A 13,200-nucleotide genomic window follows, 5' to 3' on the forward strand; every position below is an offset into this window, starting at 1 on the left:
GCGCGGCGGCTCAGTACACGTCGCGCCGATAGCGGCCCTGCGCCGCCAGGTCTTCCAGCGCCTCGACGCCGATCGCTTCGTGCAGCGCCGCCTCGACCGCCGGCGCCATGCCTTCCAGGCTGCCGCAGACGTAGATCGCCGCGCCGGCGGCGATCCATTCGCGCAACTGGGGCAATCGCTCGCGCAGCCGGTCCTGGACATACACCCGGGCCCCGTCGCGCGAGAACGCGTAGTCGGCGCGCTCGATCGCGCCGGCCGCCAGCCAGGCCTCGAGTTCGTCGCGGTAGTGCAGGTCGCAGGCGGCGTTGCGTTCGCCGAACAGCAGCCAGTTGCGGCGATGGCCGGCGGCGACGCGGGTCTTGAGCAGGGCGCGCAGTCCGGCCAGGCCGGTGCCGTTGCCGATCAGCACGATCGGCCGCGCGTCGTCCGGGGCGTGGAAGGAGGGATTGCTGCGGATGCGCAGGTCGATCTCGCCGCCGAGCGCGGCGTGTTCGGTCAGCCAACCGCTGCCGAGGCCGAGCCGGCCGTCGTCGCGGCGCATCTGCCGCACCAGCAATTGCAGCGAACCGTCCGCCGGCAGCGAGGCGATCGAGTACTCGCGATGCGGCAGCGGCTGCAGGGCGTCGGCGACCGCCTGTGCGCCCTGGCCGACGCAGCCGGCCGGATCGGGCAGGCGCGAGCCGGCCAGGACCTCGGCCAGCGGCGGCGAAGCCGCGCCGTGCCGCACCGCCTGCGCGCCGTCCAGCCCGGCCTGGGCCAGCCAGTGGGCGACGTCGGCGGCGGAGTTGCGCGGACCGATTTCGGCGATGTCGCCGGCGCGCCAGTCGGCGCCGCCGCCGTCGGCCGGGGTCAGGGCGATATGGAAGGCCGGCGCGCCGGCGCTGCCGGGGTTGGACACGCGGCGCTGTTGCAGGCGCCAGGCGGCGTAGGCCGGCGCGCTCCAGTCGGGCAGGTCGGTGCGGCCGGCGAGCAGGCCCAGGTGGTGCTGCCAATGGCGCAGAGCGCCGGCCTCGCCGTTGTCGACTTCGACCAGGTCGAACAGCGGCTGGGCGCCGGCATGGCGCAGCCAGTGATCGAGGCGATGGCCGAAGGCGCAGTACTCGCGGTACTCGCGGTCGCCGAGCGCGAGCACGCCGTAACCCAGGTGCGGCAGCGCCGCGGCCGCGCCCATGACCCGGCGCACGAAGGCGGCGGCGCTGTCGGGCGCGTCGCCTTCGCCGGTGGTGCTGACCACGAACAGGACGCGCCGGTACCGCGCCAGGCGCTCGACATCGAGGCTGCCGAGCACGGCCAAATCGGCGCGCAGCCCGGCCTCGCTCAACGCCGCATGGCTGCGCCGCGCCAGTTGTTCGGCGAAACCGGTCTGGCTGGCGAAGGCGATCAGCCAGTCGCCGGGCGCATCGGTGGAGGCCGCCGGCAAGGCTACGCGCCGCGCGCGTCGCGCACGCGACACCGCGACCGTCGCGACGAAGCCGGCATAGGCGGCGAGCAGGGCGGCGGCCAGCCACCAGCGGCCGCGCCCGGGCGAAATCCACTGCCAGGGTTCGGCCTGCCAACGCGCCAGCCCGTAGGCCAATGCGATCAGCGCGAGCAGGACCAGGGCGTTGCCGATCGTCCCCAACTCGAGACGGCGGCGCGGTGCGACGACGCTCATGCGGCGCGCTGCCGGGCGAGGAAGGCGGGCGTGCTGCGGGCGACGAAGCGTTCGCCTTCGCGCACTACGAACAACGCGGCCAGGTCGCGGCGATTGGCGTAGGCCAAGCCCGCGCGCGTGCCGAGCACGCCGAGCGCGGTGGCCAGGCCGTCGGCGTGCATGCACCGCGCATGCAGCACGGTGACCGAAGCCAATTCGCTATCGATCGGCGCACCGCTGCGTGGGTCCAGGGTGTGCGCGTAGCGGCGGCCGTCGGCGTCGAAGTAGCGCCGGTAGTCGCCCGAGGTGGCGATCGCATCGCCGTCGAGCGCGATCACCGCGGCGGCATCGCCGGCGCTGCCGCCGGGCTGTTCGATCGCCACCCGCCAGGCGCCGCCGTCGGGGCGGCGGCCGTGACCGCGCAGTTCGCCGCCGACTTCGACCAGGCAATGCTCGACGCCCTGCGCCAGCAGCCAGTCGGCGACGCGGTCGACGCCGTAGCCCTTGGCGATCGAGGACAGATCCAGATAAGCGCCGCCGGGTTGGCTCAGCTCGCGCGTGGCGGCGTCGTAGCCGAGCCGGCGCCAGTCGACCCGTGCGCGCGCGGCGGCCAGCGCATCGGCTGCGGGCGCCTGCGCGCGCGCGCCGGCGGGGCCGAAGCCCCACAGGTCGACCAGCGGGCCGACCGTGGGGTCGTACGCGCCGTCGCTGTCCGCGGCCAGGGCCAGGGCGGCCTGCAGGACCTCGCCGAACTCGGCCGGCAAAACGTGGCGGCTGCCGGCCTCGGCGCGGTTGTAGCGGCTGATGTCCGAGTCGCTTTCCCAGGTGCTCATCTGCGCGACCACCTGGTCGAGCCGGGCCTGGACGCCGCGTTCCAGCGCCGGCAGCGCCGATGCCGCGGCGACCAGCTTGACCGACCAGGTCGTGCCCATGGTCGCGCCGCTCAGGGTATGCAGCGCCGCGGCCGGGGCCGCGGCGAAACGCAGCCTCGCCGTCGCCGGCGCGCCGGCAGGCGCGTTCGCGATGCCGGCGACGGCACCCGACCAGCTCCAGCGCGGCGTCGACGAGGTCATCGGGGTTTACTGCGGCAGCACTTCGAACACGGCGACGTAGCTCAGCCGGCGCTGCTTGGCTTCGGCGAGCGTGGTCTTGGCGTCTTCGCTGGCGGTTTCCAGCCAGTACATGCCGGCCGCCGGCCATTTCACTTCGAACTTGCCGTCGGCGCCGGTGGTGAGGTGGATCTCGTTCTGCTGATCGCGGTAGCGGGTCGCGCCCGGCACGATCTCGACCTTCAGGCCAGAGGCCGGCTTGCCGTCGACCAGCAACTGGAAGCTCGCGCTTTCGCCGGCGAACAGATCGTTGGGGTGGGTCACCGGCACCAGCTCGATGCCCTTGCCGGTGGTCTTGAACGCGCCGGTGGTCGGCTGGCCGACGGTGGCGAAGGTCTCGACCCGGCCCAGGCTTTCCGAGGCGCTGACTTCGGTCGCGCCGGCCGGGATGCCGGCCTTGAACTCGCTGGCCTTGCCGCGCCAGCGCTTGGCTTCGCCGCCGAGCTTGTAGCTGGCGAACATGCCTTCGTTGTTCATCGCGATCTTGTAGGTGCCTTCCTGGCTCAGCTCGACGTCGAACACGCTGCGCAGCTTGCCGGTCGCGGGGTTCTGCGGCTGCACGGCGCTGCCGTCCGGCGCGGTGATCTGCAGCCGCTCCAGCGGCAGCGGCACGTGGTTGAAATAGAACAGGTCGTTGGACACCGCCGCGTCGACCGTGAGCCAGGCGCCCTTGGTCGAGAACACGGTCTGCGACGGTTGCAGCCAGGCCTTGTGCGCCTGCGCGGCGCCGGCGAAAGCGAACGTGGCGACGGCGGCTGCGGCGAGGAGTCTGAGTTTCATGGTTTTGGGTCCGGGAATGGGGAATGGGGAATCGTTAAAGCAGGAGCGGCGGGACGGGCGGAGACAGGGGGCGGAGTGGCTCGAACCATTCCCCATTCCCGGCTCTCAAGGCTTCACCGCTACCTTCACCTTGCCCAGTTCGGTCTTGCCCTGCGCGGACAGGTTCTGCGCCTTGCCGGGCCACTGGAAGGGAATGCTGACCATCTCGCGGCCGCCGACTTCGCGCGCGGCTTCGACCACCAGGATGTAGTTGCCCGGCGCGAGCGCGGCGAGCTGCTTGCCGTTGCCCTTGAACGAGAGCGCGTGCTGGCCGACCGGGCGGGTCGCGCCGCTGACGCCGTCGACCGGCATGCTCAGGCTGCGGCCGCTGCGCCGCCACCACTGGCGCATGTCCTTCAGCCACTTGGTGCCTTCGCCGTTCTTCATGTCGACGTCGTACCAGACCGCCAGATTGCTGGCGACGGTGTTGTCGGCCTTTTCGATCCAGGCCGCGACGTAGGGGCGGTGGTACTCGGCGGCGTTGATGCGCGGGATCTCGATGTTGAGTTCCAGGTCGGCCGCGAACGCCGGCATCGGCAGCGCCAGCGCCGGAATCAGGACTTTGAACGACGACAGCTTCATGGATCGGCTCCTAGCGGTGATACGGATTCGGATGTCAGTGCATGAACAGGACGACGATCAGCAGCGGCACGGCCAGGCCCAGCGCGACCAGCGGCCAGGTCTTGCCGCGCTGGCGCGCGTGCAACTGCAGCAGCCACAGCCCGGTCAGGGCGAACAGCAGGCAGGCCACCGCGAACAGGTCGATGAACCAGCGCCAGGCGGTGCCGGTGTTGCGGCCCTTGTGCAGATCGTTGAGCCAGGCGATCCAGCCGCGGTCGGTGCGTTCGTATTCGATCGCGCCGCTCTCGCGGTCGATGCTGAGCCAGGCGTCGCCGCCCGGACGCGGCAGCGAGACGTAGACGTCGGCATCGGACCACTCGCCCTTGCGTCCTTCGGTGCGCACGTCCAACGCATCGGCGAGCCAGTCGTTGACCGCGCCCGGCAACGGCGCGTCTTCGGCGCGCTCGGCTTTCAGGCTGCGCAGCAGGCTGGCCGGCAGGGTTTCCTTGAGATTGACCACCACCGGCTCGGATTCGATCTGCGCGGCGTGGTTGAGGGTGATGCCGGTGGCGGCGAACAGCAGCAACGCGATCAGGCTGACCGCGGCGCTGATCCAGTGCCAGCGGTGCAGGGTCTTGAGCCAATAGGAGCGACGATTGGGATCGATCGTGCCCGAAGTGGCCTTGATTGGGCCGGCTTTGATCGAGCCGGTCTCGATCGAGCCGGTCTTGAGCGCGCGGTCGTCGCTGCCGGCCGCACTCACGTCTGGCTCCAGCGTCGCAGCAGGTTGTGGTAGACGCCGGTCAGCTGGACCAGGGCCGGATGCTCGGGCACGTCGGCGCTCAGGCGCCGGATCGAGACGTCGAGTTCGAACATCAGCCGCCGCTGCGCATCTTCCGGCAACAGACTCTGGATCCAGAAGAACGAAGCCAGCCGCGCGCCGCGGGTCACCGGGGTGACCTTGTGCAGGCTGGTGCCGGGATAGAGCACCAGGTCGCCGGCCGCCAGCTTGACGCTGTGGCTGCCGTAGGTGTCTTCGATCACCAGTTCGCCGCCGTCGTATTCCTCCGGCGCGCTCAGGAACAAGGTCGCCGACAGGTCGGTGCGCACCGCGTCCATGCCGCCGCGGCTGCGGTCGTAGCGGATCGCGTTGTCGACGTGGAAGCCGAACGACTGGCCGCCGGCGTAGCGGTTGAACAGCGGCGGATACACCCGCTGCGGCAGCGCGGCGGAGAAGAAGGTCGGGTTCTTCGACAGCGCGTCGAGGATCAGCGCGCCGAGTTCGCGCGCGGCCGGATCGGTTTCGGGCAGCTGCGCGTTGTCCTTGGCCTTGGCCGACTGATGGCCGGCGGTGATGCGGCCGTCGGCCCAGCCGGCCTGGTCCAGGCGCGCCCGGCAATGGGCGACCTGTTCGGCGGTGAGCACCTTGGGAACGTGCAGCAGCATGGTTTTCCTCAATGCGCGCGCCCGGGAGGCCCCGGGCGGCGCGCTGGACCGTGGAGGCCCGATTAGAGCGTGAACCCGGCGGCGCGCGCCAGCCGGGCCGCCGCGCTACCGGCGCGGCCGGTAGCGGGCCCAGGGGTCAGAACGAGAAGTTCGCGCTCAGCACCACCTGGCGGCCGTCGCCCGGGGTCGCCCAACCGTTGTTGCGGATACGGGTGAAGTATTCCTCGTCGGTCAGGTTGTTGACGTTGAGCTGCAGCGAGGCCTGGCGGTTGATCTTGTAGTTGACCATCGCGCGGTGGGTCCAGTAGCTGCCGTAGGTGGTCAGCGGGCCGTTGAGGTTGGTCGCGCTGTGCTGGGTCAGCCAGATCTTGCCCTGGTAGGTCGCGCCGTAGCCGACCTGCCAGCGCGGGCTGAGGTCGTAGGTGGTCCACAGGCTGAAGGCGTGCTCCGGCACCTGGGTCAGGCGGTCGCCGCGGGTGTAGTCCAGACCCAGGTTGGCCTGGCGGTCGGACACGCCCTGCAGCACTTCGCTGTCGAGGAAGGCGTAGTTGGCGTACACCGCCCACTGGTCGGTCAGCAGGCCGGACAGGCCGAGCATCACGCCGTCGACGCGGGCGCGGCCGTCGAGCTGTTGCAGGCCGGTCAGGTTGGCCGGGTTGTCCAGGTCGGCGACCTTGTAGTTCTTGCGGTCGTTGCGGAACACCGAGCCGGTCAGCGCCAGGCGCCCGTCGAGGAAGTCCCACTTGGTGCCGATTTCGTAATTGACCGCGGTTTCCGGGTCGACCGAGCAGGTCTGCGCGGTGCACGAGCCGTTGACCGAGGCCTTGGACGGGGTCTTGGAGTTGCCGTAGGCGACGTAGATGCTGCCGTTCTCGACCGGCTTGTAGACCAGGCCGGCGCGGTAGGAGAACAGGTCGTCGTTGCTCTTGAACGGCACGCCGTAGCCGGTGACGGTGCCGATCGGCAGCGGCGGCAGCGGCTGGTTGGCTTGGGTCGGGGCCTGCACCACCACGGCGTTGGTGGTCTTGCCTTCGTTGCGCTCGTAGCGCGCGCCCAGGCTCAGCTGCCACTGTTCGTTGAACTTCAGCGTGTCGAACACGTAGATCGCGCGGTTGTCGAGCTCGCCTTCGGTGCGGCCGGTCAGGGTGCGGTTGAGCGGGCCGCGGTAGATGTGGTCCGGACGGGCGATGTCCATCTGCGGCAGGCCGGCGAGGAACGGGTTGCTGCCGTTGGGGTTGCGGAAGTCGCTGGTGACGTCGAGGTCGAATTCTTCGTGCAGCACCGAGAAGCCGGCGACCAAGTCGTGCTCGATCGCGCCGGTGTTGAACTGCACGGTCAGGTCGGTCTGGTTGTACAGCGAGGTGTTGCGGGTGTCGCGGCCGTAGCCGCGCGGGCCGCTCGGGCTGTAGTTGCCGGGGCGGGTGCTGCCGCAGGCGGCGCCGAGCGGAGTGCGGTTGTCGGCCAGGCACCAGGTGCCCTGCACGGCGTCGACCAGGGAGAACTGGTCGACCTGCTGCCAGCGGGTCAGGTTGCGGATCTTGAACGCGTCGCTGAAGTTGTGCTCGACGATCGAGGTCAGCGAGTCGAGATCGATGTCCTGCTTGTCGATGTTGCTGTAGCCGTAGTAGTTGCCGCGGTCGATGCCGGGCAGCACGTCGCCGTTGAAGAACGGCAGGCCGTACTGCGGGGTGTTCTGGTCTTCCTGATGGATGTAGTTCAGGGTCCAGGTGGTGTCGCTGCCGAGGCCGAAGGCGAGCGAGGCGGCCACGCCCCAGCGCTCGTTCTGTTCGACGTCGCGGCCCGGCACGTCGTTCTGGTGGGCCATCGCGTTCAGGCGCAGCGCGCTGCCTTCGCCGAGGACGAAGTTGCTGTCGGTGGTGACGCGCCCGTAGCTGTCGGTGCCGGCGGCGATCGAGGCCTTGTGGAACTCGTTGAGGCTGGCGCTCTTGGTCACCAGGTTGACCGTGCCGCCGACCGAGCCGGCGCCGGAGTAGACCGAGTTGGCGCCGTTGACGACTTCGACCGCTTCCAGGTTGAACGGATCGGTGCGGCTGTAGAGGCCGCTGTCGCGCACGCCGTCGACGGTGATGTCGTTGCTGGCGTCGAAGCCGCGCAGGTTGATCTTGTCGCCGAAGCCGCCGCCGCCTTCGCCGGCGCCGAAGGTGATGCCCGGCAGGGTGCTGAGGATGTCGGTCAGCGACAGCAGGTTCTGGCCGTCGATGGTGTTGCGGTCGATCACCGTGATCGTCTGCGGGGTGTCGCGCAGGTTCGCCGTGTACTTGCCGCTGCTGGCCTTCTCCACGCGATGGCCGTGGACGGCGACGCCGTCGAGATCCTTGGCCTGCGGTTCGGGCGCGGGGGCGGCCACGGCCGGAAGGGTGAAGGCGAGGGCGAGCGCAGCCGCGAGCGGCGACACGACGAACTTCGAAGTCATGGGAATCTCTGGGATTGCGGGTTGACGGCGCGGGGGCCGCGTCAGGGCGGGATCTTAATGAGATGAATTCTCATTTGCAACGAATTGTGAACAATTCGAGGGTCCTGTAACCGTTTCCGGTGTACGTCCGTGCGCGACTGGGCGGTTCGAGGGGCTCGGGTGGGGCAGGGACGCTCGCGACGGGCCGACTTCCGGGGTGGAGCGGCGCAAGCCGCGACCGCGCGGCCGCGGCCAAAGCAGTCGTAGGTGTCGGCGTCGCGAGCGCGATCGGCGGCCCCCTTTGACAAACGGGGCGAGCGCACGGCGCGAGAGCGAAGCGCGACGGATGTGGCGGCGCGGGGGATTTGCTTTGGCTTTGCGCAACGGCAACGGCAAATCCCCCTGGCCCCCCTTTTTTCAAGGGGGGAACAGCCAAGAAGGAGTCGAGGGTGCTGGGGCCGCGAGCGCGATAGGCGGCCCCTTTTGACAAAGGGAGCGAGCGCCCGGCGTGAGTGCGAAGTCCGACGGATGTGGCGGCGCGGGGGATTTGCTTTGGCTTTGCGCAACGGCAACGGCAAATCCCCCTGGCCCCCCTTTTCAAAGGGGGAGGCAGCCAAGGTGGAATATCGGCTGTCGGAACTGCCCGCGCGATCTGTGGCGCGGTCGCGAGAGGCGGCCGGAGGGCTGCGTCGGGGCGCTCAGTCGCGGTCGTCGCGAGTCCAGACCCCGCCGTCTTCGACCTTGACCGGGAATTTGGCTACCGGTTCGTAGGCCGGCGCGCACAGGGGGCGGCCGTCGCGGACGTCGAAGCGGGCGCCGTGCAGCACGCATTCGATGCTGGCTTGCTCGCCGTCGAAGGTGCCCGAAGACAGCTCGAAGTCCTCGTGCGAGCAGCGGTCTTCCAGCGCGTAGTAGTCGCCGTCGTAGTTGCAGACGAAGATCGGCGTGTCCCCGTCCCAGGCGACGGTGGATTCGCCGGGCAGCAGTTGCGAGGTGGCGCAGACGAATACCCAGTCGCCCATATGATGCTCTCTCCGTTTGGTTCGGTCGCTGATGATCTTCGGGACTCGGGACTCGGGACTCGCGGGAGGAACGCATGCCCCGAACGGCCACCGATGACGAGCCGCCAGTTGCAAACACCCGCCGCAGGCGATGCCAGCGCCGTTACGCTGTTGCGAGTCCCGAGTCCCGAGTCCCGAGTCCCGCCAAATCTCAGAACCGCTTCTCGAGCACTTCGAAGCTGAGGTCGTCGCGCTTGGGCAGGCCGAAACGCGCGTCGCCGTAAGGGAAGGGCTTGAATACGCCGGTGCGGACGTAACCGCGGCGCAGATAGAACTGGATCAGTTCCTCGCGCACATTGATCACGGTCATGCGGATCGACGGCAGCCGCCAATCCTCGCGCGCGATGCGTTCGGATTCTTCGATCATGCGCTTGCCGATGCCGCCGCCCTGCAGGGTCGGCTTGACCGAGAACATGCCGAAATAGCCGGCTCCGTCCTCGACCGCGACATGGGCGCAGGCCAGCAGTTCGACCTGGCCGTCCGCGTCGTCGCGCTCGCCGAGCAGGATCACGCTGTCGGGCTTGGCCAGGAAGGCGTGGATCTCGTCCGGACCGGTACGCCGGCCGTCGAGGAAGTCGGCCTCGGTGGTCCAGCCGACCCGGCTGGAGTCGCCGCGGTAGGCCGATTCGACCAGGGCGACGATGGCGTCGGTGTCGGCCACGGTGGCGTGGCGGAAGCGCAGGGAGTCGGGGTAAGTCATGCGAGCAGCTTGCGGACTTTGTGGAGGGCGGCGACGAAGGCGTCGATCTCGTCGCGGGTGTTGTAATAGGCGAGCGAGGCGCGGCAGGTCGCCGGCACGCCGAAGTGCTGCATCAGCGGATGCGCGCAGTGGTGGCCTGAGCGGATCGCCACGCCTTCCAGGTCGAGCAGGGTGGCCAGGTCGTGGGCGTGCGCGCCTTCGATCAGGAAGCTCACCACCGCCGCCTTCTCCGGCGCCTGGCCGAACACGCGCAGCCCCGGCACTTCGGCCAGGGCGGCGTTGAAGTGGGCCAGCAGTTCCTGTTCGCGCGCGTCGACCTCGGCCATGCCCAGCGCCGAGAGGTAATCCACCGCCGCGCCCAGGCCGACGAAGCCGGCGATGTTGGGGGTGCCGGCCTCGAACTTGCGCGGACCCTCGGCGAACACGGTGCCTTCGAATCGCACTTCCTTGATCATCTCGCCGCCGCCGACGAACGGCGGCATCGCGTCGAGATGTTCGCGCCGCGCCCACAGCGCGCCGGTGCCGGTCGGGCCGCTCATCTTGTGGCCGGTCACGGCGTAGAAGTCGCAGCCGATCGCGCTCACGTCGAGGGCGCGGTGCGGCGCCGCCTGCGAGCCGTCCACCAGCGTGACGATGCCGCGCTTGCGCGCCTCGCGGCAGATCTCGCGCACCGGGTTGACCGTGCCGAGCACATTGGAGACATGGGTCAGGGCGAGCAGCTTCACCTCGGGAGTGAGCAGACCGTAAAGCTGGGCCAGGTCGAGCTGGCCCAGTGGGTCGAGTTCGGCGACCTTGATCGTCGCGCCGGTACGCTGGGCGACCAACTGCCAGGGCACGATGTTGGCGTGGTGCTCCATCCGGGTCAGCACGATCGCGTCGCCCGGCTGCAGCCGCGGCAGGGCCCAGGAATAGGCGACCAGGTTGATCGCGAAAGTGGTGCCGCTGCACAGCACCAACTCGTCGGCGCGCACGTTGAGGAAGCGCGCCAGCTTGGCCCGCGCGCCTTCGTAGGCCTCGGTGGCCTCGGTGCCGAGCGCATGCACGGCGCGGCTGACGTTGGCGTTGTGGCGGCGGTAGAAGTCGTCCACCGCCTCGATCACCGCGGCCGGCTTCTGGCCGGTGTTGGCCGAGTCGAAATAGATCAGCGGCTTGCCGTGGACCTGGCGGGTCAGCACCGGGAAGTCGGCGCGGACGGCGGTCCAGTCGGGAGCGGCGGGGAGGGCGGCGGTCATTCGTGGTATTCCGGTGGTGCCAGAAACGGGTGGGGAGGAACGGGTCTAGGGAAAAGAGTGCCGGCGCCGAGGACTAGCCGTTACTCGTCCCTGTGCACTCGTTCCTCGGTTCAAACGATCTGCAAGCGCTCCAGCGCAAGGTTCAGCCGCACTTCCAGCATCGCGCGCACGTCCTGGTCTTCGATCACCGCCAGAGTCTCGCGGCAGAACGCGGCGGTCAGCAGGGCGCGGGCCTGTTCGGCCGGAACGCCGCGCGAACGCAGATAGAACAGGGAGTTGGCATCGATCTGGCCGACCGTGGCGCCGTGCGCGGCCTGGACTTCGTCGGCGTGGATCTCCAGCACCGGCTGGGTGTCGATCTCGGCGCCTTCGCTGAGCAGCAGGTTCTTGTTCGACAACGCGGCGTTGCTGCCGTCGGCGCCTTCGCGGATCAGGATCCCGCCGTGGAAGGCGGCGCGCGAGCGGCCGGCGCCGAGGCCGCGCCAGGTCAGCTCGCAGCGGCTGTCGCGGCCGGCGTGGTCGATCCCCAGGCGGGTGTCGAGGTGGCGGCGGCCGCTGGCGAGCAGCACGCCGTTGGCCAGCACCTGCGCGCCCTCGCCGTGCAGGGCGGCGTTGAGCTCGTGGCGCGACAGCGCCGCGCCGAGCTCGAGGTCGATCCGGCGGTACTGCGCCGAGCGCGCCAGCACCGCGTCGGTGCGGGCGATCGCGGTCGCACCGAGCGATTCGTCCTGGACCCGCGCGTGCACCAGGTTGGCCTCGGGGGCCAGGTGGACGTGGATCAGGGCGTTGGAGAAATGGCTGTGGCTGTCGACGGCGAGCTGGTGCTCGACCAGGGTCAGCGCCGCGCCTTCGCGCAGTTCGACCAGATGGCGCAGGTGCCAGGCCAGGTCCGGCCCGCCCTTGGCGCCGGAGTCGTGGTTCTCGCTCGGGCTGGCGACGCAGACCAGGTGCACCGAGCCCTGCGCCTGCACCCCAGCCTCCACCCGCAGCACCGCGCCGTCGTCGGCGAGGGCGGCGTTGAGGCGGGCGAACACTTCGTCGGCGCGCTCGTAGCGGCGGGCGAGGAAGTTGGCTTCGCGCACGTCGCCGCCGGCCAGCACCTGCGACAGTGGCTGCAGCGACACGCCGGCGGGCAGGCCGGCCAGGTCGGAGCGGGCGGCGTCGTAGCGGCCGTTGTGGAACACCGCGCGCGGCGCCGGGATGCCGGCGATGGCGGCGTCGAGCGCGGCGCCGTCGGCGGCCGGGGCGACGCTGGCGGCGGGCACGAAGCTGCGCCGCTCCAGCGCGCGCAGCGAAGTGTACTTCCAGGCCTCGGTGCGCGGGCCCGGCAGGCCGTCGCGCAGCGCTGCGTCGAGGGCGGCGCGGCGGGTCGCGCCTAGCCCGGCGGCGTCGCGCGCGGGCAGGGCGTCGAAGGCCGACGCGAAGGCGTCGAGCAGCGCGCTCACGCCGCGCTCTCCGGCGCCACGCGGTCCTTCAGCCAGGCGTAGCCGTGGGTTTCCAGTTCCAGCGCCAGTTCGGCGCCGCCGGTCTCGACGATGCGGCCGTCGGCCAGCACATGGACCACGTCGGGCTTGATGTAGTCGAGCAGGCGCTGGTAGTGGGTGATGACCAGGAACGCGCGCTCCGGCGAGCGCAGCGCGTTGACGCCGTCGGCGACCGCCTTGAGCGCGTCGATGTCCAGGCCGGAGTCGGTCTCGTCCAGGATCGCCAGCTTGGGTTCGAGCAGGGCCAGCTGGAAGATCTCGTTGCGCTTCTTCTCGCCGCCGCTGAAACCCTCGTTGACGCCGCGGTGCAGCAGCTCGTCCTTCAGGTGCAGCACGGCCAGCTTCTCGCGCACCAGCTTGAGGAACTGCATCGAGTCCAGCTCGGCCTCGCCGCGCGCCTTGCGCTGGGCGTTGAGCGCGGCGCGCAGGAAGTAGGTGTTGTTGACCCCGGGGATTTCGACCGGGTACTGGAAGGCCAGGAACACGCCGGCGGCGGCGCGCTCCTCCGGTTCCAGGGTCAGCAGGTCGCGGCCTTCGAATTCGACCGAGCCGGACACGACCTCATAGCCTTCGCGGCCGGCGAGCACGTTGCCCAGGGTCGACTTGCCGGCGCCGTTCGGGCCCATGATGGCGTGGACCTTGCCCGGCTTCAGCTCCAGGCTCAGGCCCTTGAGGATGTCCTTGCCGGCGACTTGGACGTGGAGGTCTTGGATCTTCAACATGAGAGGTTCCGGGAATCGGG

The 13,200-nt window shown here is 70.0% G+C and carries 12 protein-coding genes; all 12 read right to left on the minus strand.

Translation table 11 applies throughout. From position 1 onward, the window contains the following. Positions 1–10: 10 nt before the first annotated feature. Complete coding sequence (locus AC3A57_RS17265; protein WP_487580049.1) at positions 11–1,654, minus strand: sulfite reductase subunit alpha; 1,644 nt, start codon at positions 1,652–1,654, stop codon at positions 11–13. Next, positions 1,651–2,565, minus strand: coding sequence for an FAD:protein FMN transferase (locus AC3A57_RS17270; protein WP_487580096.1), 915 nt, complete (start codon positions 2,563–2,565; stop codon positions 1,651–1,653). The genes AC3A57_RS17265 and AC3A57_RS17270 overlap by 4 nt, the downstream gene beginning before the upstream one ends. 147 nt (positions 2,566–2,712) lie before the next feature. Continuing rightward, positions 2,713–3,522 carry a DUF4198 domain-containing protein gene (locus AC3A57_RS17275; protein ID WP_487580050.1) on the minus strand — a complete coding sequence of 270 codons (810 nt, stop codon included), beginning with the start codon at positions 3,520–3,522 and terminating at the stop codon, positions 2,713–2,715. 105 nt (positions 3,523–3,627) lie between these two features. Then, on the minus strand, positions 3,628–4,143 hold the full coding sequence (locus AC3A57_RS17280) for a DUF2271 domain-containing protein (RefSeq protein ID WP_221669486.1): 516 nt from the start codon (positions 4,141–4,143) through the stop codon (positions 3,628–3,630). A gap of 34 nt (positions 4,144–4,177) precedes the next feature. Next, on the minus strand, positions 4,178–4,810 hold the full coding sequence (locus AC3A57_RS17285; protein ID WP_363800954.1) for a PepSY-associated TM helix domain-containing protein: 633 nt from the start codon (positions 4,808–4,810) through the stop codon (positions 4,178–4,180). Between the two features lie 71 nt (positions 4,811–4,881). Beyond that, on the minus strand, positions 4,882–5,568 hold the full coding sequence (locus AC3A57_RS17290) for a Fe2+-dependent dioxygenase (RefSeq protein ID WP_487580051.1): 687 nt from the start codon (positions 5,566–5,568) through the stop codon (positions 4,882–4,884). A gap of 136 nt (positions 5,569–5,704) precedes the next feature. Beyond that, the gene (locus AC3A57_RS17295; RefSeq protein WP_487580052.1) at positions 5,705–8,002 is read right to left on the minus strand and encodes a TonB-dependent receptor; all 2,298 of its coding nucleotides are present in this window, start codon (positions 8,000–8,002) and stop codon (positions 5,705–5,707) included. Positions 8,003–8,679: 677 nt separating this feature from the next. Continuing rightward, positions 8,680–9,003 (minus strand): Rieske (2Fe-2S) protein, encoded by a 324-nt coding sequence (locus AC3A57_RS17300; protein ID WP_221669483.1) that lies wholly within the window; start codon positions 9,001–9,003, stop codon positions 8,680–8,682. A gap of 190 nt (positions 9,004–9,193) precedes the next feature. Continuing rightward, on the minus strand, positions 9,194–9,742 hold the full coding sequence (locus AC3A57_RS17305; RefSeq protein WP_487580053.1) for a GNAT family N-acetyltransferase: 549 nt from the start codon (positions 9,740–9,742) through the stop codon (positions 9,194–9,196). Continuing rightward, positions 9,739–10,974, minus strand: coding sequence for a cysteine desulfurase (locus AC3A57_RS17310; protein WP_487580054.1), 1,236 nt, complete (start codon positions 10,972–10,974; stop codon positions 9,739–9,741). The genes AC3A57_RS17305 and AC3A57_RS17310 overlap by 4 nt, the downstream gene beginning before the upstream one ends. A gap of 110 nt (positions 10,975–11,084) precedes the next feature. Further along, positions 11,085–12,419 carry a Fe-S cluster assembly protein SufD gene (gene sufD / locus AC3A57_RS17315; RefSeq protein ID WP_487580055.1) on the minus strand — a complete coding sequence of 445 codons (1,335 nt, stop codon included), beginning with the start codon at positions 12,417–12,419 and terminating at the stop codon, positions 11,085–11,087. Next, positions 12,416–13,180 (minus strand): Fe-S cluster assembly ATPase SufC, encoded by a 765-nt coding sequence (gene sufC / locus AC3A57_RS17320; protein ID WP_487580056.1) that lies wholly within the window; start codon positions 13,178–13,180, stop codon positions 12,416–12,418. The genes sufD and sufC overlap by 4 nt, the downstream gene beginning before the upstream one ends. Positions 13,181–13,200: the final 20 nt, after the last annotated feature.

The sequence above is a fragment of the Lysobacter sp. Soil_C_15 genome, assembly GCF_057657315.1.

Bases quoted from the DNA above. Each gene is read 5' to 3' on its own strand.
- AC3A57_RS17265 (WP_487580049.1), bottom strand. From the start codon at position 1,654: ATGAGCGTCGTCGCACCGCGCCGCCGTCTCGAGTTGGGGACGATCGGC.
- AC3A57_RS17270 (WP_487580096.1), bottom strand. From the start codon at position 2,565: ATGGGCACGACCTGGTCGGTCAAGCTGGTCGCCGCGGCATCGGCGCTG.
- AC3A57_RS17275 (WP_487580050.1), bottom strand. From the start codon at position 3,522: ATGAAACTCAGACTCCTCGCCGCAGCCGCCGTCGCCACGTTCGCTTTC.
- AC3A57_RS17280 (WP_221669486.1), bottom strand. From the start codon at position 4,143: ATGAAGCTGTCGTCGTTCAAAGTCCTGATTCCGGCGCTGGCGCTGCCG.
- AC3A57_RS17290 (WP_487580051.1), bottom strand. From the start codon at position 5,568: ATGCTGCTGCACGTTCCCAAGGTGCTCACCGCCGAACAGGTCGCCCAT.
- AC3A57_RS17295 (WP_487580052.1), bottom strand. From the start codon at position 8,002: ATGACTTCGAAGTTCGTCGTGTCGCCGCTCGCGGCTGCGCTCGCCCTC.
- AC3A57_RS17300 (WP_221669483.1), bottom strand. From the start codon at position 9,003: ATGGGCGACTGGGTATTCGTCTGCGCCACCTCGCAACTGCTGCCCGGC.
- AC3A57_RS17305 (WP_487580053.1), bottom strand. From the start codon at position 9,742: ATGACTTACCCCGACTCCCTGCGCTTCCGCCACGCCACCGTGGCCGAC.
- AC3A57_RS17310 (WP_487580054.1), bottom strand. From the start codon at position 10,974: ATGACCGCCGCCCTCCCCGCCGCTCCCGACTGGACCGCCGTCCGCGCC.
- sufC (WP_487580056.1), bottom strand. From the start codon at position 13,180: ATGTTGAAGATCCAAGACCTCCACGTCCAAGTCGCCGGCAAGGACATC.